The 25,125-nt window shown below is 36.1% G+C and carries 27 protein-coding genes, 1 riboswitch and 1 other annotated feature; of the genes, 11 read left to right on the top strand and 16 right to left on the bottom strand.

From position 1 onward, the window contains the following. Window positions 1-91: 91 nt before the first annotated feature. A complete protein-coding gene (locus tag ACVWY7_RS00210; protein ID WP_000151914.1) occupies window positions 92-568 on the bottom strand; it encodes a ribbon-helix-helix domain-containing protein in 477 nt (158 codons plus the stop codon). 121 nt (window positions 569-689) lie between these two features. Here ACVWY7_RS00210 and ACVWY7_RS00215 point away from each other — a divergent pair, with 121 nt between their 5' ends. Further along, window positions 690-1,688: an alpha/beta fold hydrolase gene (locus ACVWY7_RS00215; RefSeq protein WP_000898981.1), complete on the top strand. Its 999-nt coding sequence runs from the start codon at window positions 690-692 to the stop codon at window positions 1,686-1,688. 131 nt (window positions 1,689-1,819) lie between these two features. After that, window positions 1,820-3,139 (top strand): Na+/H+ antiporter family protein, encoded by a 1,320-nt coding sequence (locus tag ACVWY7_RS00220; RefSeq protein ID WP_000994828.1) that lies wholly within the window; start codon window positions 1,820-1,822, stop codon window positions 3,137-3,139. A gap of 23 nt (window positions 3,140-3,162) precedes the next feature. Here ACVWY7_RS00220 and ACVWY7_RS00225 read toward each other — a convergent pair whose 3' ends face one another. Both ACVWY7_RS00225 and ACVWY7_RS00230 read right to left on the bottom strand, forming a co-directional pair. After that, complete coding sequence (locus ACVWY7_RS00225) at window positions 3,163-4,026, bottom strand: LacI family DNA-binding transcriptional regulator (RefSeq protein ID WP_073524974.1); 864 nt, start codon at window positions 4,024-4,026, stop codon at window positions 3,163-3,165. Window positions 4,027-4,125: 99 nt separating this feature from the next. Beyond that, window positions 4,126-4,608 (bottom strand): GNAT family N-acetyltransferase, encoded by a 483-nt coding sequence (locus ACVWY7_RS00230; protein ID WP_000233405.1) that lies wholly within the window; start codon window positions 4,606-4,608, stop codon window positions 4,126-4,128. An 81-nt stretch (window positions 4,609-4,689) separates the two neighbouring features. On the opposite strand from ACVWY7_RS00230, the gene ACVWY7_RS00235 reads away from it, so the two are divergent. Then, complete coding sequence (locus tag ACVWY7_RS00235; RefSeq protein ID WP_000819224.1) at window positions 4,690-5,613, top strand: alpha/beta hydrolase; 924 nt, start codon at window positions 4,690-4,692, stop codon at window positions 5,611-5,613. A 10-nt stretch (window positions 5,614-5,623) separates the two neighbouring features. Here the strand turns inward: ACVWY7_RS00235 and ACVWY7_RS00240 are convergent, their stop codons facing one another. Then, the gene (locus ACVWY7_RS00240; protein WP_000360810.1) at window positions 5,624-5,869 is read right to left on the bottom strand and encodes a DUF2552 family protein; all 246 of its coding nucleotides are present in this window, start codon (window positions 5,867-5,869) and stop codon (window positions 5,624-5,626) included. Window positions 5,870-6,008: 139 nt separating this feature from the next. Here ACVWY7_RS00240 and ACVWY7_RS00245 point away from each other — a divergent pair, with 139 nt between their 5' ends. The 5 genes from ACVWY7_RS00245 (at window position 6,009) to ribH (ending at window position 10,285) form a co-directional block, all read left to right on the top strand. Beyond that, the gene (locus ACVWY7_RS00245; RefSeq protein ID WP_001151582.1) at window positions 6,009-6,215 is read left to right on the top strand and encodes a CDGSH iron-sulfur domain-containing protein; all 207 of its coding nucleotides are present in this window, start codon (window positions 6,009-6,011) and stop codon (window positions 6,213-6,215) included. Window positions 6,216-6,405: 190 nt separating this feature from the next. Beyond that, window positions 6,406-6,549, top strand: a riboswitch (FMN riboswitch). Window positions 6,550-6,860: 311 nt separating this feature from the next. Next, window positions 6,861-7,973, top strand: coding sequence for a bifunctional diaminohydroxyphosphoribosylaminopyrimidine deaminase/5-amino-6-(5-phosphoribosylamino)uracil reductase RibD (ribD, locus tag ACVWY7_RS00250; protein ID WP_000131962.1), 1,113 nt, complete (start codon window positions 6,861-6,863; stop codon window positions 7,971-7,973). Then, on the top strand, window positions 7,955-8,599 hold the full coding sequence (gene ribE / locus ACVWY7_RS00255; RefSeq protein ID WP_000493928.1) for a riboflavin synthase subunit alpha: 645 nt from the start codon (window positions 7,955-7,957) through the stop codon (window positions 8,597-8,599). Before ribD ends, ribE begins: the two co-directional genes overlap by 19 nt. A 12-nt stretch (window positions 8,600-8,611) precedes the next feature. Beyond that, the gene (gene ribBA / locus ACVWY7_RS00260; protein WP_000469013.1) at window positions 8,612-9,805 is read left to right on the top strand and encodes a bifunctional 3,4-dihydroxy-2-butanone 4-phosphate synthase/GTP cyclohydrolase II; all 1,194 of its coding nucleotides are present in this window, start codon (window positions 8,612-8,614) and stop codon (window positions 9,803-9,805) included. An 18-nt stretch (window positions 9,806-9,823) separates the two neighbouring features. Beyond that, window positions 9,824-10,285 (top strand): 6,7-dimethyl-8-ribityllumazine synthase, encoded by a 462-nt coding sequence (gene ribH, locus ACVWY7_RS00265; protein ID WP_000230892.1) that lies wholly within the window; start codon window positions 9,824-9,826, stop codon window positions 10,283-10,285. A gap of 28 nt (window positions 10,286-10,313) precedes the next feature. Here the strand turns inward: ribH and ACVWY7_RS00270 are convergent, their stop codons facing one another. The 8 genes from ACVWY7_RS00270 to ACVWY7_RS00305 form a co-directional block, all read right to left on the bottom strand. Beyond that, window positions 10,314-10,634, bottom strand: a complete 321-nt coding sequence (locus tag ACVWY7_RS00270) for a hypothetical protein (RefSeq protein WP_105989983.1) — start codon at window positions 10,632-10,634, stop codon at window positions 10,314-10,316. 179 nt (window positions 10,635-10,813) lie between these two features. Next, window positions 10,814-11,812, bottom strand: a complete 999-nt coding sequence (gene bioB, locus ACVWY7_RS00275) for a biotin synthase (RefSeq protein WP_000815842.1) — start codon at window positions 11,810-11,812, stop codon at window positions 10,814-10,816. A 1-nt stretch (window position 11,813) separates the two neighbouring features. Beyond that, window positions 11,814-12,623 (bottom strand): malonyl-ACP O-methyltransferase BioC, encoded by an 810-nt coding sequence (gene bioC / locus ACVWY7_RS00280; protein ID WP_073524977.1) that lies wholly within the window; start codon window positions 12,621-12,623, stop codon window positions 11,814-11,816. Then, entirely contained in the window at window positions 12,589-13,329 is a 741-nt protein-coding gene (locus ACVWY7_RS00285; RefSeq protein WP_073524979.1) for an alpha/beta fold hydrolase, read from the bottom strand. Before ACVWY7_RS00285 ends, bioC begins: the two co-directional genes overlap by 35 nt. Continuing rightward, on the bottom strand, window positions 13,326-14,513 hold the full coding sequence (gene bioF / locus ACVWY7_RS00290) for an 8-amino-7-oxononanoate synthase (RefSeq protein WP_073524981.1): 1,188 nt from the start codon (window positions 14,511-14,513) through the stop codon (window positions 13,326-13,328). Before bioF ends, ACVWY7_RS00285 begins: the two co-directional genes overlap by 4 nt. Further along, window positions 14,479-15,207, bottom strand: coding sequence for an ATP-dependent dethiobiotin synthetase BioD (gene bioD, locus ACVWY7_RS00295; protein ID WP_062923493.1), 729 nt, complete (start codon window positions 15,205-15,207; stop codon window positions 14,479-14,481). The genes bioF and bioD overlap by 35 nt, the downstream gene beginning before the upstream one ends. Continuing rightward, window positions 15,207-16,595, bottom strand: a complete 1,389-nt coding sequence (gene bioA, locus ACVWY7_RS00300) for an adenosylmethionine--8-amino-7-oxononanoate transaminase (protein ID WP_000144310.1) — start codon at window positions 16,593-16,595, stop codon at window positions 15,207-15,209. The genes bioD and bioA overlap by 1 nt, the downstream gene beginning before the upstream one ends. Window positions 16,596-16,717: 122 nt before the next feature. After that, on the bottom strand, window positions 16,718-17,074 hold the full coding sequence (locus tag ACVWY7_RS00305) for a hypothetical protein (RefSeq protein ID WP_000726890.1): 357 nt from the start codon (window positions 17,072-17,074) through the stop codon (window positions 16,718-16,720). Window positions 17,075-17,214: 140 nt separating this feature from the next. Beyond that, window positions 17,215-17,435, top strand: a binding site (T-box leader). A 277-nt stretch (window positions 17,436-17,712) separates the two neighbouring features. On the opposite strand from ACVWY7_RS00305, the gene nhaC reads away from it, so the two are divergent. Further along, a complete protein-coding gene (nhaC, locus tag ACVWY7_RS00310) occupies window positions 17,713-19,086 on the top strand; it encodes a Na+/H+ antiporter NhaC (protein WP_062923496.1) in 1,374 nt (457 codons plus the stop codon). Between the two features lie 49 nt (window positions 19,087-19,135). On the opposite strand, the gene cpdB is transcribed toward nhaC, so the two are convergent. Next, complete coding sequence (cpdB, locus tag ACVWY7_RS00315; protein WP_105989986.1) at window positions 19,136-21,478, bottom strand: bifunctional 2',3'-cyclic-nucleotide 2'-phosphodiesterase/3'-nucleotidase; 2,343 nt, start codon at window positions 21,476-21,478, stop codon at window positions 19,136-19,138. Between the two features lie 366 nt (window positions 21,479-21,844). Between cpdB and ACVWY7_RS00320 the strand changes: the two genes are divergently transcribed. Beyond that, a complete protein-coding gene (locus ACVWY7_RS00320) occupies window positions 21,845-22,624 on the top strand; it encodes a GDSL-type esterase/lipase family protein (protein ID WP_000755833.1) in 780 nt (259 codons plus the stop codon). Window positions 22,625-22,696: 72 nt separating this feature from the next. Further along, a complete protein-coding gene (locus ACVWY7_RS00325) occupies window positions 22,697-23,143 on the top strand; it encodes a MarR family winged helix-turn-helix transcriptional regulator (protein WP_000445822.1) in 447 nt (148 codons plus the stop codon). A 24-nt stretch (window positions 23,144-23,167) separates the two neighbouring features. Here ACVWY7_RS00325 and ACVWY7_RS00330 read toward each other — a convergent pair whose 3' ends face one another. The 3 genes from ACVWY7_RS00330 to argF form a co-directional block, all read right to left on the bottom strand. After that, a complete protein-coding gene (locus tag ACVWY7_RS00330; RefSeq protein ID WP_000291958.1) occupies window positions 23,168-23,374 on the bottom strand; it encodes a hypothetical protein in 207 nt (68 codons plus the stop codon). Window positions 23,375-23,432: 58 nt separating this feature from the next. Then, the gene (locus ACVWY7_RS00335; protein WP_002037066.1) at window positions 23,433-23,993 is read right to left on the bottom strand and encodes a DUF2062 domain-containing protein; all 561 of its coding nucleotides are present in this window, start codon (window positions 23,991-23,993) and stop codon (window positions 23,433-23,435) included. Between the two features lie 176 nt (window positions 23,994-24,169). Next, window positions 24,170-25,120 (bottom strand): ornithine carbamoyltransferase, encoded by a 951-nt coding sequence (gene argF, locus ACVWY7_RS00340; protein ID WP_105989987.1) that lies wholly within the window; start codon window positions 25,118-25,120, stop codon window positions 24,170-24,172. Between the last annotated feature and the right edge of the window lie 5 nt (window positions 25,121-25,125).

The raw sequence follows: 25,125 nt of genomic DNA on the forward strand, positions 1-25,125 counted from the left end.
AAAAATACACATGGACCTTTTATTTTATCCGTCATATATGTGAAACCTAAAAAGGATACTCGTTCTTACAATGAACATAGTATCCTTTTCTTTAGTTATCAAAATGTGATGTGTTGTTAAAATCATATTGTTGTAAAAATTGTTGTAACGCCTCTTCTACAAGTTTAGATTTTTGAATTCCTTTCGATTCTGATATAACGTCTAGTTTTGCTAATATTTCTTTATTAATAGAAAAGGTACGTTTCTTTTTTTCTGTACTTATATTCATAATGGGCACAATTACTTCTTCTCTCTTTCTTAATAGCTCATAAATACTTTGTAATTGCTCATAAATTAATAGTTGATAATCCGTTTTCGCATATTGAAGGGCTGTCGCTTCTTGGAGTTGTAAGTGACGCGGTTCTTCTCCATCTCCTACAAAAATACGCTTTTTCTGTTCTCCATCATATTCATATCCAATCAATCTTAATTTCTTCGATAATGTATACGGGCTTATTTCAAGACGTTTTGCTATAATAGCGATGGATTCACGTCTATTTAAACAATCGATAATTTCTCCAATCGTCACATTTTCCCTCCTCCCGTGTTGAAATGACACTAGTATGGTATGTTACAATGATTTTCTAACAGTATATGCAAAACGTAGAGCCTGTGCGATTCATACGATTTTAGAAAAGGAGGTTTTCAATATGCTTTTTCGTAGCTATACCCCGCAGTTCTATAATGAAAATAAACAACCCATTCCAAATAGTATCGCTACGATGGAAAGCGTTATGATTAACAACCGAAAACAAACTCTCCTTATTCGCGGGCAAAACGTAGAGCAACCTATTTTATTATGCTGTCACGGTGGACCCGGTATGGCACAAATCGGATTTATTCGTCATTTTCAAAAAGAATTGGAGAAACACTTTATCGTAATTAATTGGGATCAGCGCGGGGCAGGTAAATCCTTTTCAACGAAAGATTTTGGAGCAAATTTTACAATCGAACAATTCATTTCCGATGCAAAAGAAGTGATTCAATATGTACTGAAAAAGTTCAGTAAACAGAAACTATTTCTCGCTGGTCATTCTTGGGGCAGCATTATCGGACTTAACATAGCACACCAATATCCACAATATATCGAGGCTTATATCGGTATTGGGCAAATTGTACATATGAAACAAAACGAAGAATTACTATATCAGCATTTAATTCGTTCTGCGAAAAAACATGATCATAAAAAAGCATTAGCCTCCCTTTTAAAATTAGGTAAACCGCCATTTTTAGATACGAGACGTCTTATTATTCAAAGAAAGTGGCTTGGCACATTCGGAGGAGCAATCCAAAACGGATCTTCCTTTTCGTTCATACGAAAAGGTTTCTTTTCTCCTGAATATACGCTATTAGATTGGTTCAAGTTTCTAGCAGGAAATTTGAAATCTGGCGTTTTATGGGAAGAAATGTTGACAATCGATTTCTTTTCTTCTATTACGAGTTTATCTATACCTGTTTATTTTTGTTCTGGTCGCTATGATTATCAAACTCCTTATGCACTTGTTCAGGAATATTGTGATGTGATAGAAGCACCCATAAAAAAGATGATTTGGTTCCCAAATTCAGCACATTCTCCTGATTTAGAAGAACCAGAATTATTCGCTCATTCTTTACAATCAATTAAACAAGAGCTAGCTTTTCAGCATTAATAACAAAAGGCTCTTTTACATTTCATAGAAAACAATTTATAATAATATGTCGCAACTATGTATAAATATAGCAAGGTGCTTCATATTTACTTGCCTTAACACAATAAAATTTTGGGGAGATTACATTTATTATGAATGCTGTACTCGTCGCAGTAGCAGTTATGCTATTGCTTAGTTTGTTACGTGTCCAGGTCATTGTCGCCATTATTGTTGGAGCTTTAACAGGCGGAATAATCGGTGGACTCGGTATTTCAGAAACTATTAACACTTTTACAACTGGTCTTGGAAACAGTGCTCCAATCGCTTTAAGTTATGCAATGCTTGGCGGTTTTGCTATTTCTCTTTCCAAAACAGGACTTCCAGATGCTATGATTCAAACTGCATTAAAATGGATCGGCAATGAACAAGACACGAAAAAACAAGTTTATTCTAAAATACTTATTCTATTTATCATTTTAACGATGGCTTGTTTCTCACAAAATGTGATTCCTGTTCATATCGCTTTCATCCCCATCTTAATTCCAGCACTTTTAAAAGTATTAAATGAGCTGAAAGTGGATCGCAGACTTGTTACATGTATTATTACATTCGGATTGATTACTCCTTATATGTGGATTCCAGCAGGATTTGGAAAAATTTATCATGACGTATTGCAAACAAATGCTGCGCAAAGCGGTCTTACATTTGATGTCGCGCTTATTCCAAAAGCAATGACTATTCCAGCAATCGGTATGATTATCGGATTATGTGTGGCGGTATTTATTACGTACCGAAAACCTCGTACGTATGAAACAGAACAAATTCATACTACCGAAAATGAAATCGTTCCCTATACAAAACGAAGCATTACTTTCGGGCTAGTATCTATCTTAGCTACATTGACTGTTCAATTAGCAACAGAATCAATGATTTTCGGCGCTCTAGCGGGGATTATCGTTTTATCAGTTAGTGGTAGTCTACCTCTTAAAGAAGCTGATGCAATTTTAACAAGCGGAATGCGTATGATGTCCTTTATCGGATTTGTTATGATTTCTGCCGCTGGGTTCGGAGCTGTTCTTCGAAAAACAGGACATGTTGAATCTCTTGTACAAACGAGTGCACATATAATTGGAAATAACAAACCACTCGCTGCATTTCTTATGCTTGTGATTGGACTTCTCGTTACGATGGGGATTGGTTCATCCTTTTCAACCATCCCTATTTTAACAACCATTTTTGTACCGCTTTGCATTCAGCTTGGATTTAGTCCAATGGCTACAATTGCAATTATCGGTACGGCAGGAGCGCTAGGCGATGCAGGATCCCCAGCATCAGATAGCACACTTGGACCAACATCCGGTTTAAATGCTGACGGTCAACACCATCATATATGGGATACATGTGTACCAACTTTTCTACATTACAATATACCTTTACTTATATTTGGCTTTATTGCCGCAATTACATTATAAAAGGTGCGTTTTATACGCACCTTTTACTTTTTTATTTTTTCTTTTAATTGTTGCAACGCTATTTCCCCATTTTCTTCGATACAACTTTCAATTTTCATAAATGACGGCCCTATCCACTCACTGTCTATACTCCCGTTCAGTCCAATAATTTTTAATTTATCCGGTATACGGATATTTAAATTTTTTGCTGCTTGAATTAACTCAAAAGTAACCTTATCACTTCCAGTTACAATTCCATCTATATACGGATTGTTTCGCAATAATGTAATAAACTGTTTATTCGTATACCCTTGTACACATACTTCTCGATAAGAGATTCCTCCCTCCCAAACAGCGTCTAAAAATCCTGATATGTGATTTTCCATTTCTTCACTATCTTCTCCCTCACCGAAATAAGCAAGGAAGTGACAGCCTTTTTCTTTTAATACAGAAACCGCTCTTTGTCCACTTTCATAATAATTTACATGCGATTTTTTTTCATCAATCACAACAAACGGAAGTGGAATTTCTCCTATACTTTTAAAAACCGATCTTGTCAAAATAACACCTGCAACGTTATTTTCCTTCAACATATGTATGCATCTATCTTTATTCTCTATATTACAAACAATGATTTGATATCCTTCTTTATATGCTATTTCCTCAATACAATGTAGCAAAGTGATGTTTGATGGATTATATAAATTATCTACAAGTAATGCAATTATTGTTGAATTCTCTTTAAATAATGGCTTTGCTGCACTATTTGGCCTATAACGTAACTCCTCAATTGCTTCCTTTACTTGTTTTACTGTGTCCTCATGAACGTATCCTTTTTCATTCATAACTCGTGAAACGGTTGCGACTGAAACACCTGCCAATTTTGCAACATCACGTATAGTTGCCACATCGTCACCCCTTAATATGGTAATAGATTACAATTTTACGGTAACCTAAATTACAATATTCGTCAAGGTTAATAACTTATATTTCTGAAAATTGTTACATCATTTCATTAAACGATACTCTAACTGAATCTCATGTAAAATTGGGATATTATCATACCCAATACGTGGAATTTCTTTCTTTATTTTTCGTGCCTTTTCCACTGCATTCACATATAAATGAGTCATCACAAAATTACGTTTTTGGTAAAAACGTAACGCATTCATATTATCATTTGTTGTTATAAGCCAAATCTGCCTGCACTGTTCTTCTTCTGCAACTTTTAATACACAATCCACAAGTTTTGTCCCTATTCCTTTTCTTTCTTCAAAGCTATCTAACGATACAATTTCGCACATATTTCCGATCACTTCATACGTTATAATTCCGATTATTCTGTCTTCTGAGAGCGCAACAAATCCTGGCAACTCTTCTAACCGATGCCCCTTTCCACGTGAAACCATCAATGAGCTCCCCCAGTTCTCACACATGAACATTCGGATTGTTTCTTTCATCGCTGGCGTAATTTCTTGTATATGCACCATTTCCTATTTCTCCCCTTTTCTATCATTGTGATACAATATAAGTGTATCACATGTAACGGTATTTGGAGGATGAGGTAAAGTATGAAACGTTTTTTTGCAGCATTGTTTACTATACTAGGTGCGATAACTGCCCTTGGAATTTTCTTTACAAATAAAGTGATGTACTTAAAGAAAAAAACAGAGGAAGAAGTACTCGAAAGAGAAACGAAAAAACATTTTCGTATAGAAGATTTTGATGCTCTTCATAAAGAAGAAATTCATATTCCTTCGCAATTCGGATATGATCTCCACGGATATTACATTCCTGCCGATCATTCCAACAAATTTATGATTTTCTGTCACGGCGTAACTGTAAATAAAATGAACTCTGTAAAATATGCAAGGTTATTTTTAAACAGAGGATATAATGTCGTTATTTACGATCATCGTCGTCATGGTAAAACTGGTGGGAAAACAACAAGCTATGGATACTATGAAAAGCATGATTTAAAATCCGTAGTTGACTGGCTAAAAAGTCGTTTTGGAACAAATATAACACTCGGTATTCATGGTGAATCGATGGGAGCTGCAACACTTCTTCAATACGCAGGACTTGTAGAAGATGGCGCTGATTTCTATATTGCAGATTGTCCTTTCTCTGATTTTTACGGACAATTACAGCACCGTTTAAAGGTTGAATTCCATTTACCGAAATGGCCTTTATTACCTTTAGCAAATGCTTTCTTAAAAGTGCGTGACGGTTATACGATTCGTGAAGTTTCACCAATCGATTGTATCAAGAACATTAACAATCCCGTTCTCTTTATTCATAGTAAAGATGACGATTATATTTTAGCTGATATGACAAAAGCGTTATATGAAGCAAAAGAGAATAATAAACAACTTTATATTGCAGAACACGGTGCTCACGCTTGCTCTTATAACGAAAATAAAGAAGAGTATGAAGCGGCAGTCGATCAATTTTTAAACTCATATGTAAAAGAAACAAAAAACAGGCTTGCATAAGCCTGTTTTTTTATTGCGCTAAAACGTCTGTAACTTGTTCCATATTTTCAGAAATCCATTGCATTGCATCATCTAACGTTGGAAATTCTGTCGTTTGAAATGTTACCTCATCTTGCAGTAACCAAACATCCTTCGACTCTTGTCCTACACCAGCAATGGACCAATGTAACAAACTATATGGATGATTATCATTCAAAAATGAAGCCCACGTGCGCTCATTTGCAATATTTCGTAATGTACGTAATTGTTTATCCATCTTTCGTCACCTTACTCTAGTCAGTTATAAAAAACATTATAACACTCTCTTCTCTCCCAAAGAAAGTGCTCTTTTTATATTGTCAAGTACTTCTCTTGATTATATGATGAAATTAAGCGTTTGGGAAGGAGGGATAGCGTTGGCTAAAGTACAAATTAAAGTAAATGATAATGGCTCTTTTCGCGTTACAGGGGACGTGGAATTAGTTGATTCACAAGGGAATGTATTCCCGGCAAAACCGGCATTTTCTTTATGTCGTTGTGGTTTATCAAAAAATATGCCTTATTGCGATGCTTCGCATAAAGGGAAATTCGAATCTGTTGTTAGAGCACCAGAGGCAGAATAATTTTACATGTGACATGCACATTTTTTTGTGCATGTTTTTTCTTTTTAACAACTCCTTTATATCCCTTCTCCTTACAACATTTCTAATACTTTTGTCTCCATTCCAGCCTACATATATTTTCACACAATTCTTCACATTCGAATACTTTTTGCTAGCCTTTTATTTTTTTTGTGCTATAATTTGAGCAAACAGCATCCTTCGGGGTCGGGTGAAATTCCCAACCGGCGGTGATGAAGTGCAAACTTCTAAGTCCGTGACCCGTTTTCAACTCGAAAACGGTGGATCTAGTGAAACTCTAGGGCCGACAGTATAGTCTGGATGGGAGAAGGATATGTTTTCTAGTAATTTTATATAGCGAATACACTTTTATTTCAGTATGCATATTTTTATAGATTCAATTCAAATCTATATATATGTTTTATTTTGTATACTTATCTTTCTATGCTGAAATAAAAAGATACGACTAGCGTTTGAAAAATTTGATATTTTTGCTAGGTTTCTTCCTTATGCCAAAATATCAATCATCGTTAGGTTTCTTTCCTATACTTTCGTATTCGAACTATATTTCTAGAAATCACGTCTCCCAAACCCCAAGGATATTAAAATCCTTGGGGTTTTTTGATTTTTTTAGGAGAGGTGAAGAAAATGACAGATCAAGAATATATGAGGATTGCCCTGCAATTAGCAGAAGGAACATGTGGGCAAACAAGTCCAAATCCTATGGTTGGTGCTGTTGTTGTAAAAGACGGAAACATCGTCGGTATGGGAGCTCATTTACGTGCTGGTGAAGAACACGCAGAAGTTCATGCTCTTCATATGGCTGGTGACAAAGCAAAAGGAGCCACCGTGTATGTAACCCTTGAACCATGTAGCCATTTTGGAAAAACACCACCTTGCTGTGAATTGCTCATCAAAAAAGAAGTCAAACGGGTTGTAATTGCTACTCTTGATTGCAATCCGCTCGTTTCTGGTAATGGAAAAAGAAAATTAGAGGAAGCTGGCATCGAAGTAACTACCGGTGTTCTGGAAGCAGAAGCAGTTTTATTAAATCGCTACTTTTTTCACTACATGAAAACGAAACGTCCATTTGTAACAATAAAAACAGCGATGAGCTTAGACGGAAAAACAGCAACTGTTACTGGTGAAAGTAAATGGATTACAGGTGAAGATGCACGCGCTGATGTTCATCAATATCGCCATACACACGATGCGATTCTCGTTGGAGTGAATACAGTTATAGCTGATAATCCGCATTTAACGACAAGAATTCCTAACGGGGGGCAAAATCCTATACGCGTTATTTTAGATACCCATTTACGAACGCCACCGTCTTCTCATGTCATAACAGATTCTTTAGCACCGACATGGATTATGGTTGGCAGGGATGTAAATAAAGAGAAAATAGCTTCTTATGAATCTGAAAATATAACGATATTCCAAATGAAAACGAAACAGATTGAAATTCAAGATATTTTAGATTTACTCGGTGAAAAACAAATCCTATCTCTTTTCGTTGAGGGTGGGCAAACCGTCCATGCAAGCTTCTTACAAACAAACAATTTCAATGAAATTGTAACTTATATAAGCCCAAAATTAATTGGTGGGAAAGATGCCCCTACTTTATTTGGCGGCAATGGTTTTTCAACATTACAAGATGCACTTTCCTTAAAAATTCAAGAGATGAAACAAATTGGCGATGATATAAAAATCGTTGCGCATGCCCGAAACGAGGTGACGAAATGTTTACAGGAATTGTAGAAGAATTAGGAACGATAACAAATATGCAACAAAGCGGAGAAGCAATGAAGTTAACGATACATGCCAATAAAATTTTATCAGATGTTCACTTAGGTGATAGCATCGCGATTAACGGTATTTGCTTAACTGTAACGAGTTTCACAACAACTTCATTCACAGTGGATGCAATGCCCGAAACGATGAAATCGACATCACTTCGCCTACTCAAATCACAATCTAAAGTGAATTTAGAGCGAGCAATGGCTGCAAATGGACGATTCGGTGGACATTTCGTTTCAGGACATATTGATGGCATCGGGACGATATTAAACAAAAAACAACACTATAATGCCATCTATTACAAAATAGCTATTTCTGATGAACTGCTGCGCTATTGTTTGCATAAAGGATCCATTGCTGTTGATGGAACGAGCTTAACAATATTCGATATAGACGAATCTTCCATTACAATTTCACTCATCCCGCACACAGTAAGTGAATCTGTTATCGGAGAAAAGAATGCCGGTGACATCGTAAACATTGAGTGTGACATGATTGGTAAATATATCGAACGATTTATTACTAAGCCTGTAAAACGAACAGGTTCAATGACCGAAAACTTTTTACAAGAAAACGGATTTCTATAAGGGGGAAGCATTATGTTTCATCGTATTGAAGAAGCTCTAGAAGATTTAAAACAAGGAAAAGTCGTTATCGTATGTGATGATGAAAACCGTGAAAACGAAGGCGATTTTATCGCTTTAGCAGAGTATATTACGCCCGAAACAATTAACTTTATGATTACACATGGACGCGGTCTCGTTTGTGTACCGATTACGGAAGGATACGCAGAACGTCTACAATTAGAACCCATGGTATCTCATAATACAGATTCGCATCATACTGCATTTACAGTGAGCATTGACCATGTTTCTACAACAACAGGCATTAGCGCTCACGAACGTGCAACTACGATACAACAATTGTTAAATCCTGCATCAAAAGGTGCTGATTTCAATCGACCTGGACATATCTTTCCATTAATCGCGAAAGAAGGCGGTGTCCTGCGTCGTGCTGGTCATACAGAAGCTGCTGTCGATTTAGCACAGCTTTGCGGGGCAGAACCAGCTGGAGTCATTTGCGAGATTATCAATGAGGACGGTACGATGGCACGTGTACCTGATTTACTACAGTGCGCAAAACAATTTGATATAAAAATGATTACAATAGAAGATTTAATTGCTTATCGCCGCCATCATGAAACACTTGTGACGAGAGAAGTGGAAATTACATTACCTACAGATTTCGGTACTTTTCAAGCAATTGGCTATTCTAACTCATTAGATACGAAAGAACATATTGCACTCGTAAAAGGTGATATTTCAACAGGTGAGCCTGTACTTGTACGCGTTCATTCAGAGTGCTTAACAGGAGATGTATTTGGCTCGTGCCGCTGTGATTGCGGACCACAACTCCATGCTGCACTTGCTCAAATTGAGCGTGAAGGAAAAGGCGTTCTTCTTTATATGAGACAAGAAGGACGAGGCATTGGCCTTCTTAATAAGCTTCGCGCTTATAAGTTACAAGAAGAAGGCTTCGATACTGTAGAAGCAAATGAAAAGCTTGGTTTTCCCGCTGACCTTCGTGATTACGGTATCGGCGCTCAAATATTAAAAGATTTAGGTTTACAACATTTACGATTATTAACGAATAATCCAAGAAAAATCGCTGGCTTACAAGGTTACGATTTAACAGTTACGGAGCGCGTACCGTTGCAAATGCCAGCAAAAGAAGAGAATAAAACGTATTTACAAACGAAAGTAAACAAATTAGGACATTTATTAAACTTATAATTAAAGGAGAGATTTATTATGGTATTCGAAGGTCATTTAGTTGGTACAGGATTAAAAGTTGGGGTTGTTGTTGGACGTTTTAATGAATTTATTACAAGTAAGTTACTAGGCGGAGCTTTAGATGGGTTAAAGCGTCACGGTGTAGAAGAAAACGATATTGATGTTGCTTGGGTTCCTGGCGCATTCGAAATTCCTTTAATCGCTAAAAAGATGGCAAATAGCGGGAAGTATGATGCTGTTATTACGTTAGGTACAGTAATTCGAGGTGCTACAACACATTACGATTATGTTTGTAATGAAGTAGCAAAAGGTGTTGCATCTTTATCACTTCAAACAGACATCCCAGTTATTTTCGGTGTATTAACGACAGAAACGATTGAGCAAGCGATTGAACGCGCGGGCACGAAAGCTGGTAATAAAGGCTATGAATCTGCAGTTGCTGCAATTGAAATGGCTCACTTATCAAAACAATGGGCATAAAAAAATAAAAAGAGGCTGCGGCCTCTTTTTATTTTTTTACTTTTTTCCGTACATCTTTTATTAATTCATTCATTGTTTTTCCTTCTGTTTGTATACGAAGTGTTTGTGCTGTTCTCCATACATTCTCTCTTTTCTTCACTTCTTCTATAATAGTAATTTCTTTTCGTACTTCCTTTAAATCTTTCCCTTCTGTTTTCAATCCAAAATGTTCAGCTTTCGTTCGAAAATGTTGTTCAATTCGTTGTTGCATCTCTTTTTGTTCAGGATTTTCGGCGGCCTTAACTGGATCAGCACTTATTGCTTTTAGTAAAATGAGACAAGTCATAATCGCTAATATATATTTGTGCATGTAAAATCCTCCAACCCAATATAAATTACATATTTACTATGTACAATTGGTGCTTGGAAAATTCGTCCACCAAAATTCTTTTTTCGCTCAAAAGCCACTAGTATCAAGCGTTCACAACTATTTATTACATTTTATTTACAAAAAAAGCAAACTCTTTTACAAGTTTGCTTTTTTCTATCTTAAAGTGCACATTCTTCAATCTCAAATCCTAAATCTTCAATCATACCCCAGTCTGCAGTCGGTTCTTGTCCAGCTGTCGTTAAGTAGTCTCCAACAAAAATAGAGTTTGCTGCAAATAAACCGATTGGCTGTACAGAACGCAAATTGATTTCACGCCCTCCTGAAATACGAATTTCTTTCGTTGGGTTTACAAAACGCATCATCGCCAACACTTTTAAACATTCTACTGGTGTTAACTCCTTTTGTCCTTCAAGCGGCGTACCCTTTACAGCAACTAGGAAATTACATGGAATTGAATCTGCATCTATACGTTGTAATTCGAATGCAATTTCAGCGCGCTCTTCTATTGTCTCTCCCATTCCAAAGATTGCCCCAGAACATGGTGAAATACCCGCTTGTTTCGCTTTTTGAACTGTATCAACACGATCATCATACGTATGAGTGGAGCAAATGCTTTCGTAATTATTCGCATGTGTATTTAAGTTGTGATTATAACGATGTACACCAGCTTCAGCTAAACGTCCTGCTTGATCTTCGTTTAAGAAACCTAAACAACAACAAATCTTCAAATCTGTTGTTTCACGAATCTCCTTAACGGCTCCAATTACATGATTCACCTCTTTATCCGTCGGGCGGCGACCAGATGCTACAATACAATATGTACCAGCTTTACGGCGAATCGCTTCATGTGCTCCTTCTACAATCTTTTCCTGCGTTAACCATGCATATTTATCAATCGGTGCTTCTGAAATAATCGACTGTGAACAATATCCGCAATCTTCAGGACATAATCCAGATTTCGTATTAATAATCATATTTAATTTTACTTTCTTACCAAAGTAATGATGGCGAATAATGTAAGCAGCATTCATAATCTCTAAAACTTCTGTATCATCAGCTTCTAATATCGCTATTGCATCCTCTTTTGCAATCATTTTTTCTTCTACTACGTCATATGCAAGTTTTTTCCAATCCCTTTTTGTTTGTACTTGTTTCATTTCATCTCTTCCCCTCTTTTGTTATATGCATAAATAAAGCGTGATACGTCGCCATTATCCCTTCATTTTCCGTGAAGTCTCTTTCGTATATGCGAAGCATCGCACGAAAGAGTGAGGGACTTTGACAATATGATTCTTCATTACTATTGGTCGCTCCTACTTTTCGAATAGAATGTAAAAACTCCCTAACTTCTGTAAATCTCTCTATGTAACATGTTTCAGAAACATGCACATCCCCTGTTTCTATCTCACATATATGGCGTAATTGATTTTTCGAATAAAAACGTTGCCCAATCGATGTTTCATTTTGTATATTTTTTTCTTCTTTCGCCCGCTGGAACGAAGTATGCAATTCTTGAAATGTTTCCTGTCCAAACGTTGAAAAGAGTAATATCCCATCTATAGACAAATGATGAAATAAATTTCTTATCACTTGTTTTAAATCATTTAGCCATTGAAATGTGGCATTCGAAATAATGACATCATATGTTTCTTCTAGTTGTAACCTTTCGATATCCTCACAGTAAAACATTACATTTTTCACATTTTGTCTAGTTTTGGCAACTGCGATCATACTTTCAGCAAAATCAATAGCTGTAATATGTGCTTTCGGAAATAAGTTTGATAATTGCTCTGTAACATATCCTGTCCCGCATCCAAGTTCTAAAATACGTATCGATGAATTTGCACTATATCGCCGATCTAATTTAGAGAGTAATGAATGTGCCATCTTTTTTTGTACATTTGCATATTGATCGTAGGATACAGCCGCCACGTTAAACCGTTTTTGTAGTAACGTTTTGTTGATCATGTCGTATCCCCTCTACAAATTGAATTATCTCATTTACACAATATTCAAAATCCGTTACACATAATGCGTGTCCAGCCTCACTCACTACCTTAAGCTTGGCCGTCTTATTCTCAGCCATACTACATGCTGCAGACAATGGGCATATTACATCCCGCTCTCCGTGAATAAGTAGTATAGGGACGTTAATTTCTTTCAATGCTTCTCTCATATCCGTTTCTATTAAATAATCCAAACCGAATTGTAAAGACTGGATAGAATCACCTTTAAAATGTTTTACGATGTCTTCAAAACTTTTATTTTCTTTCAACTCATCTTTCGTAAACATATTTTCATAGAACCGCTTGAGCGTATCTTCTTTCCTTCTCGCCAAATTTCTTTTCAGCCGTTCTACATGCAAAGCATTCCAACCATTACTATAGTCACTTGCATTTGTAAATTTGGCAGTACCACCAATTAGTACGATACCCTTTGCCTTAATTTTTTTATAAGCTTGAATTGCCGCTAACGCTCCTAGTGACCATCCAACTAAAATTACATTTTCATCCTTTGCTACATCTATTATTCGCCCCGCAAATTCACTTTGTTCTTTCACGTTACGCCAATCAATGCATTGAACAGAATATCCTTTAAAATGCGGAAGTACTAAATCCCAAATATTTTCTTCCATTCCCCATCCAGGGATAAAAATGATTTTCAGCTCTTTCATACGAAAAGCTCCTCTTCTTTCGCAATGTGGGTAATTCGGTCAATAGCCCATTTTAAATCAGCTATTGTATGTTGAGATGTAACTGCAAAGCGAATTCGAGAACTATGGACCGGTACAGTGGGCGGACGAATTGCAATAGCTGCAATACCTGCCTCTTGTAACCTTTTGCTAAACCGTAAAGTATTTTCATTTGAACCAACTACAATCGGTACAATATGAGTTGAACTATTCCCTATATTAAATCCAGCTTCTCGTAATTTACTCCTGAAGTATTCTCCATTTGCTATAAGGTTCTCTCTTCTCTTATGATCTTCTTGTACAATTTCAATTGCTTTTTGCACTGCTCCTAACGTACTTGGCGGTAAAGCTGTAGTAAAAATAAAGCTTCTCATCATATTTTGTAAATACTCCATATAAATTGCATCACCTGTCAAATACGCACCATAACACCCTAAAGCCTTGCTAAACGTCCCCATATGTATATCTATTTTTTGAGCAAGATCTTTTTCTATATGAGATAATCCTGCTCCACCAATTCCATATATTCCACTCGCATGTGCTTCATCAACTATAATGATTGCCCCGTATTTCTCTTTCAGCTGCACTAACTCCCTCAAATACGCAGTATCACCATCCATACTAAAAACAGTATCTGTTACGATTAATTTCCGCTTTTCAGGAGATGCTGTTTTCAACAACGCCTCCAGATGATTTAAATCATTATGTCGATACCTTTTATGCTCTGCCCCGCTTAATATAATTCCATCAACAATGCTCGCATGATTTAATTTATCGCTAAAAACAATATCGTGACGACAGGCTAATGAAGAAATCGCTCCAACATTTGCGGTAAATCCACTATTTACAACTAAGGCTTTTTCAGTGCCTTTCCAATTGCATATACTTCTCTCAACCTCTTCATACAGTGAATAGTTTCCTACCACGAGCCTTGATGCTGTCGCCCCAGTTCCATATTTTCTTGTGCATACGATAGCAGCTTCTTTTAACCTTTCATCTCCAGCTAACCCTAAATAATTATTTGACGCTAAATTTAGCATCCTTTTCTCATCTCGAATAAGCCATGTCTCTTCTGCTTGTTCTGTTACGTGCAAATTGCGATACTGCCCTTGCTCATGTAATTGTTGTAACTTAGTTTGAAGATGTGTGCGCCACGGTTGATTCATTTCGGATGAACTCCTCTAATTTTGAAATCATTATATATTCTTTAGCAGATTCCAATACTTCTTCTCTTGTAAACTTACCTTCAAAGAATGGTAATAAGCCTAAAACCGGTACCCCGCTTAGCTCTTCAATCATTACTTTATTTTCTTGTACCCTTTCCATTTCACATTCTTTACAGCCAGATAAAATGACACCTGCTACTGTTAAGCCATGTGCCTTTGCATAAGCAATCGTTAAAACTGTATGATTTACCGTTCCTAATGTAGGACGTGCTACTACAATAAGTGGAAGCTGTAATTCTTTTGCGAAATCAATTACTAAAGCGTCTTCTGTATATGGAACAGCTAGTCCACCTGCACCTTCTACAAATAGGCTATTAAAATCTTTCAATCGCTCATTATAGTGGTGAATAATGTCTTTTAACGTTACTGCCCTTCCAGCTCTTTTCATGGCAAGTCTCGGAGCAAGCGGTTCTTCAATAGAATAAGGGCAAATTTCATCTTCTTTTGTCGGTACACCTGATAATACTTTTAGCCTTGCTGCATCTCCCTCTGGATTTGATGCAACATGTCCACTTTGCAACGGTTTATATACCCCTATGTTATATCCTAATTCTCTAAATACACCTGCTAATGCACCTGCAACTACAGTTTTTCCCACTTCAGTATCCGTCGCTGTTATAAAAAAACCGCTCATTATTCTCCCTCCGTAATATCCGAGATTGCTTTATATAAAATACGTAACATATCATCAATCTCATCAATTGTGGAAGCAAGGGGAGGCATAAATACAATCGTGTTACCGAGCGGACGCAAAATCATACCCAGCTCTCTTGAGCGTTTACATACTTGAACACCGACTCTCTCTGTCCATTCAAACGCTTCTTTCGTTTCCTTATTCTTCACAAGTTCAATTCCAACCATTAACCCACACTGACGAATATCCCCTACATGTTTACATGCAAAGAGCTCTTCTAATTGTGTCGCCACATATTCTGTTTTGCGCGCCACTTCTTCTATTAAATTTGTTTTCTCGTATAGTTCTAGATTCGCAATTGCTACCGCACAACCTAACGGATTCCCTGTATAACTATGACCGTGGAAAAACGTTTTTTGTTCTTCATAGCTCCCTAAAAAGGCATTATAAATTTCATCTGTCGTTACGGTGATTGCAACTGGTAAATATCCGCCCGTTAAACCTTTTCCGGCTGTCAAAATATCCGGCGTTACATGTTCATGTTCACATGCAAACATTTTCCCAGTACGCCCAAACCCAGTCGCTACCTCATCTGTAATAAATAAAACGTTATATTTTGTACATAAATTACGTAGCCCTCTTAAGTATCCTTTTGGCATTGTAATCATACCGCCAGCACCTTGCATTAAAGGTTCTACAATAATCGCCGCAATTTCTTCATGTTTATCTTTCAGTAGCTCTTCCATTTCTTCTAAATGTTTTTTTACAATTTCCGCCTTATCATTTCCATAAGGAGAACGATATGTATATGGATAAGGCATTTTAATTGCCTCAAATAAAAGTGAACTATACACTTGGTGAAACAAGTCTATTGCTCCTACTGAAACAGCTCCAATTGTATCACCGTGATACGCTTCTTTTAATGTAACAAATCTTTGTTTTTTCGGTTTTCCTTTATGCTGCCAATATTGAAAGGCCATCTTAATTGCAATTTCAACAGCGCTAGAACCGGAGTCCGAATAGAATACTTTTTTCAAGCCTTCTGGTACAACTTCAATTATTTTTTCTGCTAATAAAATAGACGGAACGTTAGCAAGCCCTAACATAGTAGAATGGGCAATTTTATTTAATTGCTCACGAATTGCCTCATCTAATTCTGGCACTTGATGCCCATGAACATTTAACCAAATAGACGAAACACCGTCCCAATATTCATTTCCATTTACATCATATAGCTTTCTTCCCTCTCCACGTTCAATAATGACAGGATCTTCTTCTAAATAATCCTTCATTTGTGTAAATGGGTGCCATACATAGGCTTTATTTTTTTCCGATAACTCTTCATATGTATAAAATGGTTTGTCAGTCGTACTCTTACTAAAAGTCACAATTGTCACCCCTAATGTTAACTAGTTTATAAATATAGTTAACATTAAATCTAAATGACTGTCAATTCTTTTTAAATCAAGTAGTTCTTAAAAAAGAACAACTTATCATACGATAAGTTGTTCTACTTTCCATGTTGTATCTTTCCAATTTCTAAAATAATCTCTTCATCTTTTTTTCCTTCTGTATCAATTCCAAGTTGCTTAGCATGCTCAATTAATAAATCATGACGCTGCTCAAATCTAGCCTTATTTACTTCTTTCGTAATTTCTTCTTTTGTTTTTCCATCCGTAGAAACTCCTAGTTTCGTAGCTGCTTTTTCCATCGACTTCTTCTCTTCAGCTTCTTTCGCTTTCTTCACTTCTGACTGCTGTATTTGCTTTTGCTTCGCCTGCTCTGATTCAGCTGCAAAAGCTGTGTAAATTCCAGCACTTCCGCCAATGACTAGTAAGGTGGTAAAAAGAATTATTTTTTTCTTCACTCTTTCCTCCCCTTTCAAATTCATTATAACGCACGTTTTTCAGTGTTAAAACCTATCTCCTTTATTTCCCTAAAAAAATATCATACATTTTTATTGACATGTATGATGAATATATGATAAAAATTTAACTAACATCATATGAATCGGCGTTGATAGGATTTAGTAGTATTTCGATTTCTGATTTCAGAGAGCTGGTGGTCGGTGCGAACCAGTACAGAGCGAATTATGAATTACCCCCTGGAGCTTCTTTTACGAAACGTAAGGAGTAGTGAAAGACGGTTATAGACCGTTATGTCTAAAGAGTGGTGAAACGAAACTGTTTCACAATTTAGGGTGGTACCGCGAATTTTTCGTCCCTGCATATATTGCAGGGACGTTTTTATTTTATTAACGCATATCATACGACCCTTTATTTTGTGATACATTCATTTCACAAGCTAGGGTGGTACCGCGATTTCTTCGTCCCTGCATAATTATATGCAGGGGCGTTTTTTTATCCAATCATTTCCACATTATATTGAGATATGGACAATTACCGGTAATTTGTCACAAAATTCTAAATTTTAGAAGGAAATAAACAATATTGGCGAATTTTATATAAAAAAGAGTTATTTTAGATTACTTAGGAGGGGAAAACAATGGTTTCAAAAATTGAATCTGTTCTTTTAACAATTTTTATCTTTTTCTGCATTGGCTTTAGTGTTATCAAATTAGAAGTTTCACCACACATCCCAATTTTATTTGGTATCGTTCTTTTATTAGCATTTGGATTTATAAAAAAAATTGATTGGTCTACTATGGAAAAAGGAATGATAAGTAGTATTTCAGCTGGTATTCCGTCTATTTTTATTTTCTTACTTGTAGGCGTATTAATTAGTGTTTGGATCGCTGCCGGAACAATTCCAACTTTAATGGTATACGGCTTCCAACTTGTATCTCCTAAAATTTTCATTCCAACTGTTTTTGTTGTGTGTGCAATTGTTGGAACAAGTATCGGTAGTGCCTTTACAACTGCTGCTACTGTAGGACTTGCCTTTATGGGTATGGGTAGTGCTCTCGGATACGATCCAGCTCTAATCGCTGGTGCAATTATTTCTGGTGCATTCTTTGGAGATAAAATGTCTCCTTTATCTGATACAACAAACTTAGCGCCAGCTGTAACAGGTGTAGATTTATTTGAGCACATCCGCAATATGCTTTGGACAACAGTTCCAGCTTTCATTATTGCTTTTATCGCATTTTTCATTTTAGGAAGCGGTACTAGTGGAGACGTTGACTTCACAAACTTCATTAGCACATTAGAGAAAAATGCAACGATTTCTATCTTTACACTTATTCCAATTTTATTACTGTTCCTATTCGCATTTAAGAAGGTACCCGCAGTTCCAACATTACTTGCTGGAATTATAGTAGGGATCATTATCCTCTTTATATTTAAACCTAGTACTTCTTTAACTGATTTAATGAAAATTATGCAAGACGGTTACGTTTCTAAAACTGGTATAAAAGATATTGATAGCTTATTATCTCGCGGTGGCCTGCAAAGTATGATGATGTCAATCGCTCTTATTTTCCTAGCTCTTTGTATGGGAGGATTATTACAAGGGATGGGTATTATCACGCAGCTAATGAATATCATCTCTAGCTTCGTAAAAACTAGCACACGCTTAATCATCTCTACTGCCTCAACTGCAATCGGTGTAAACTTCTTACTTGGTGAGCAGTACTTATCTATCGTCTTAACAGGACAAGCATTTGCTAATAAATACGATGAAGTCGGTTTAGAACGTCGTAATTTATCACGTGTATTAGAAGACGCAGGTACAGTTATTAACCCCCTCGTACCATGGGGAGTAAGTGGTGTATTCTTATCGAACGTCCTTGGTGTTCCGACATTTGATTACGTTCCATTCGCAATCTTCTGCTTAGCTTGTCCAATCGTAACAATTATTGTTGGTTTCACTGGATTTGGCCTTTCATGGAAGAAAGAAAAGGCAGTAACAATTTCATAATATACGAAAAAGGATTACCTTAATCGGTAATCCTTTTTCTATTTCTCGATTATCTATTTGCTTTCTTTCTTCTAAATAACAGAAGGAATCCAGCTCCGATAAACGCCAAACCTGCTCCAATTGTAGACGCAACACTTGTACCTGTTTTCGGTAAATCACGTTCTTCTTTGTTCTCACTTACAGTTGTTGTTTCTTTTGAGTTTTGATTATCCGTTGTAGTTTGTCCAGATCCAGCATTATTACCTTCATCTGTTGATGGTGTTGTTGGATTTCCTCCATTATTCCCTTCACCGGTTGGTGGTGTCGTTGGATTTCCTCCATTATTTCCTTCACCGGTTGGCGGTGTTGTCGGGTTCTCTCCATTATTTCCTTCACCAGTTGGCGGTGTTGTCGGGTTCTCTCCACCAGTTTCCTTATCATCATCGGTCTTCTTCGTTATATCAATTGCATATTTAGCAAATTCATTTTCAGATGGTCCAACATATGATATGTTCCCATCTTTCTTTATATACTTTTGTGCATTTGGTGAAGAATCAAATGTTGTATTTAATTTATCTGCAACAATCGGTTTAAACGTCCAATTTTTATCTGCTGCCGGATCAATAACTGGTGTTTCTTGCATATACTTCACAATGATTTGACGTGTTTCATCTTGTGATTGGTATACAACTTCCCCTTTACTTACACCTGGGAACGTTTGGCTACTTCCACGATAGTTATTTGTAGCGACGATAAACTCTTGATTGTCAGCTACTGGCTTACCTTCATATGTCATATTTATAATACGATTCGTATTAGCATTTATAACTTTTCCATCTTTATCGTATTTCGCTGGTTGTGTTACATCAATTTCGTATTTTAAGCCATCTAAAATATCAAAGTTATATGTAGGGTATCCGATATTTACTAATGGCTGTTCTTCTGTTTTCTTTGGATCAATTTGATTAAACTGACCTGCAGACATTTCAAGCCATTCTTTTACTTGTGCCCCATTTACTTTTACAGCATATAACGTATTTGGATATACATATAAATCTGCAACGTTTTTAATCGCTAACGTTCCAGCTGGAATATCCGTATAATATGTAGCACCGTTTCGGCCACCTGCTTTAAATGGTGCACCTGCAGATAAAACTGGAATTCCTTTATATTTACTATACTGTCCATTTTCAGCAAATAACTTTTCTACATACCATTTCTGTGCATTTGTCACAAGTTGTACAGAAGGATCATCTTGTACTAATGAGAAATAACTATTAATTGGCGCTGTCGTTTTTCCTACAGCTGTATTCACATAATCAATTGTCGCTTGATGATCATCTTTAATTTCATTAACTAAATTTTGATCAGATTGTACGAGTGGGTTTCCTTTACTATCAGCAATCGGACGAAGTTGCGGCTTCGATTGCTCTTTTTGTACTTCCCATTTTCCATTTACTTTTTTCAATTGCATATCAATAATACCTAAGTTACTTCCAAAGACACCAGGCATTACAACTGGAACACCATTAAATACATCCTTCATTTCAGTATGTGAATGTCCCATTAATACTGCATCTACACCAGGAATCTCTGTTAAATAATACGACGCGTTTTCCATACCGACGTTGTATCCACTCTTATCAACACCGGAATGCGCTAGTGCAACGATAACATCCGCACCTTCTGCTTTCATTTTTGGCACCATTTTCTTCGCTGTTTCAACTATATCTTTTGCTTTCACTTTTCCTTCTAAATTTGCTTTATCCCAGTTCATAACTTGAGGTGGAACAAATCCCATTACGCCAATTTTCACTTTTTGTTTTTGCCCTGATTCATCTTCTACTTCTTTTTCAAAAACATGATATGGTTTAAAGTAATTTTGGTCGTTCTCTTCATTATTATCTTTATCATCTTTATAGACGTTTGAGTTAATAACCGGGAACTCTGTTTTACTAATCACTTTGTTTAAATAATCTAAACCGTAGTTAAATTCATGATTCCCAAGAGAGATGACGTCATACTTCATTAAATTCATTAAACGATATAATGGATGTGTATAACTAGGATCCACAGGCTTCTTCGGATCATTTATTTTATTCGCTACATAATCTCCAAGCGGTGTCCCTTGTAATGCATCCCCATCATCAAATAGGACAGAGTTCTTCGCTTCTTCACGCGCTTTATTAACAAGTGTTGCAGTTTGCACAAGACCTACTTTATTATCTGTTTTCGTTTGGTAATAATCGTAATTCATTAAGTTAACGTGAATATCTGATGTTTCTAGAATTCGTAAGTTAACTGTACTCTCCCCAGTTTTCTCATCCGCATGAGCTGTTGCTGGCAATACTTGCGGCGCTATTACACCAATAGCAAGAGTTGCTCCAGCCAGCATTTTTTTTGACTTTTTCACAAAAAATCCCCCTTATACAATTACCAAAAAATAATGAAATGAATTTCTATCAGTCTCTAACCACATACCTTTTTTCTTCTATTAGATACACGATTTTCATTTCACCCTACGCTAACGGGTAGTCCCCTTAAACGATCAATTGATGAAGACTAGCAATTAACGGGAGATAAAGCTCCCACTATGTAGAATTTTACCTTATCTGACATTATCATATATAATGTCCTTTCATATCGTCAATATTTTTTGACATACTTCTACAAATTTTCTGTAAAGTTATTGTAAACTTTTCATAAACATATAATATGCCCTTACATTGTTAATACTGCTGAATATGATACAATTACCAATTACAAGGAGGATGAATTTATGAAAAAAGTCATCTTAACAATTGTTTGTCTCCTCCTTCTAATCATTTCTTATTCTTATTTTGAAAAGAACGATGAGACAAAACAAAATGAACCCGCAGAAAAAATAGAAAAAACATCTACTCCCAGTTGGATTGATAAGCAAACAAACGATTCCTTTTATCATCTCGTACTAGGTGATTCGCTCGCCAAAGGATATGGATCGACACAAGGTGGATTTGCTGAATTAGCCTCTACACAAATAGAAGCACAAATTCATAAACCAATTACTGTAGAAAACCTTGGGATAAACGGTCTTACAACAGATCGCCTCGCTAAAAAAGTTCAATCAGAAGATGTAAAACAAAAAATTAGAGCAGCAAATATCATTACAATTAATATTGGAGGAAATAATTTATTTCGCTTAAATCGTGATGTCGGTGTTATAGACGGTATTAAAATGTTAAATAAGGAAAAAGCTCATTTTGAAGCGGATGTAAAAAATATTGTAAAGACAGTCCGAGATCAAAATCCGGATGCTTTACTCATTCTTTCTGAACTCTATAACCCGTTACAACTCGATGACTCCATCGCAAGTTATGCAGATATGTTTTTAGATGGCTGGAATGAATCCGTTTATTCCATTTCAAAAGCAAATCAACCATCTATCGTTTTGCCAATTCGTAAATTAATATCGAATGATAAAAAAGAATTACTCTTTGACCAAGTACACCCAAATGATAAAGGCTATACGATTATTGCCGATTCATTTACAAAAAAAGTGTTGGCCTACAAATATTAAAATTCCTATGAAACAATTCTATTTTTATAACATGTCTTTTTTGTTACAATGAGAGTGGAAGGGGGCCTTTATATGGAATCACGCGAGTGGGAACGTATTGTTGATCATCTTCTTTCGCTAGTGCCTCTTTTTTATCGCAAATTTATGCTTCCTGGAGAATTTTCTTCTCAAAGACATATGCCGCCATCACATACACAAGTATTACTGCTTCTGCATGAAAATGGCACATTAGCAGTTTCCGAAATCGGCAAGCGGCTAGCGATTTCACGGCCTAACATGACACCTCTATTAAACAAACTGATTCAAGAAGAACTAATAGAGCGTCATTATAGCGAAAAAGATCGACGGGTCATTTTAATTTCCCTAACAGCTGAAGGGAAATTGTTAGTAAATCAGTATCAGCAATTCATTTTAGACAAACTAAAAGAAAGTTTTCAAACATTATCTGAGGAAGAGCGTGAAAAGCTCATCCACTCTCTTCAAACTATTCAAAATTTAATTTTGAAAACAAATGTATAAAGCTGCTTCTAAATAGAAGCAGCTTTATGATTCGTAATAATTACCATAATATACATTTGAATATGGCCATGTCGTTAAATATGGTTTTTGATCTTGCGTAGGTTGTTGTGATGGTATTTGCAGTAGTTGCGGTACTTGTTGTTGTCGATATAATTCATATTGCCTACTCGTATCATAAACCGGATAATAATTTACATATGGATATACTTGCGGTACGTAATAATAATACATTCATTCTCTCCCCCTTTTTCTTAAACATATTCAAAGGAGAAAATGAGTGTGACACTCTTTATATTTGCACGAGTGGTTCTCTCACTCGTTTCTTTCTATTCTTCAGGCGTAACTTACGGTTCTTTTCATATAAATAATGCACAACAAAATATGAAACTACACCAAACACAACTCCGAAAATCGTCATTCCAATTAATACATACACTTCACTCTGTAATAAGCTCTTTAATATCGTAAAAATGTGACTTGAAAACAAGTCTGATATCGTAAATGGTTCATGATATATTTTTTGTACATGAAATGGATAAATCATTTTCCCAAGCGCATACGCAAGTGGAAATAAAACTACTGGGAGAAACGATATTTTTCCAATAATATTGCCAATAACCGCAGCAGGAAAAGATCCCTTTACTAACCTGACGATTGGATAAAATATTACATATACGAGCGATGCCGTATATATAACCAACATTTCTAAACCAAAACCAATTGCAAAACCTAACGATACTTTCTTTGCTCCTTCTGGTGATCGAAGTAACTTATAATATTGAAACTTTAACATTCTCCACATCCGCTGAAAAAACGAATATGTTTTCTTAGTTGTTTTCACTCTCATCATCTCTTTAACTATATTTTTATACCTAGTATGCCCTTACACACTCCGAAAAACAAATTTCATTTTCTCTTTTATTATAGATGATATCGAAATGGTTAACTAAATATACATATGACATTTCAATATAAAAAAATACACCCCAGTTGTTATTCGTATCTAGCAACTGGGGTGTACATCCTTTAGGAAAGCTCTTCTACATTTTTAAATAAACTTACTAATAATGCTTTTTGCGCATGCAATCGATTACCAGCTTGCTCAAAAACAATAGACTGTGGTCCATCTATAATCTCGCCTGTTACTTCCTCTTCACGATGGGCAGGTAAACAGTGTAAGAAATGATATGTTTGTTTCGCATGCTTAACAAGTTCGTTATTAATTTGATATGGTTGGAATAAAGTATATTTCTCTTCTTCTCCCTCTTGCCCCATGCTCATCCAAACGTCAGTATAAATGAAATCTGCTTCATTCACCGCTAATTCAGGGTTATGCAAAATCTCAATTTCAGCTCCTGTTTCCTTGGCAATCGCTAACGCTTTTTTTACAATCTCTTCATTCGGTTCATACCCTACAGGCGTTGCAACAGTCATATGCATTCCGACTTTCGCACTCGCTAACAACAATGAATGACATACATTATTTCCGTCACCTACGTAAGCCAATTTTATTCCTTTGAATGTATTTGTTTCTTCATATATTGTCATTAAGTCTGCCAATGCTTGACAAGGATGATGATCGTCCGTTAAACCGTTAATTACAGGTATGCTCGATTCTTTTGCAAGCTCTTCTACATTAGCATGTGAGAATGTACGTATCATGATCCCGTCAATATAATGAGATAATACTTTCGCAGTATCTGCAACTGTCTCTCCTCTCCCCATTTGCATCTCTTTTCCATTTAAAAACATTCCATGTCCTCCGAGCTGTACCATTCCTGCTTCAAAAGATACGCGAGTACGAGTTGAATGTTTATCAAAGATAAGCCCTAATATCTTTCCTTGTAATAAAGGCTCCTGCTTATTCTTTTTTAAATATATAGCGAACTCAATTAAAGAAATGATTTCTTCTTGCGTTAATTCTTCTAGTGTTAAAAGATCTTTCGTATTTAATTTCGGTACTTGTACAGTTGACATGAAAT

This window comes from Bacillus sp. TE9106W, from assembly GCF_054062215.1.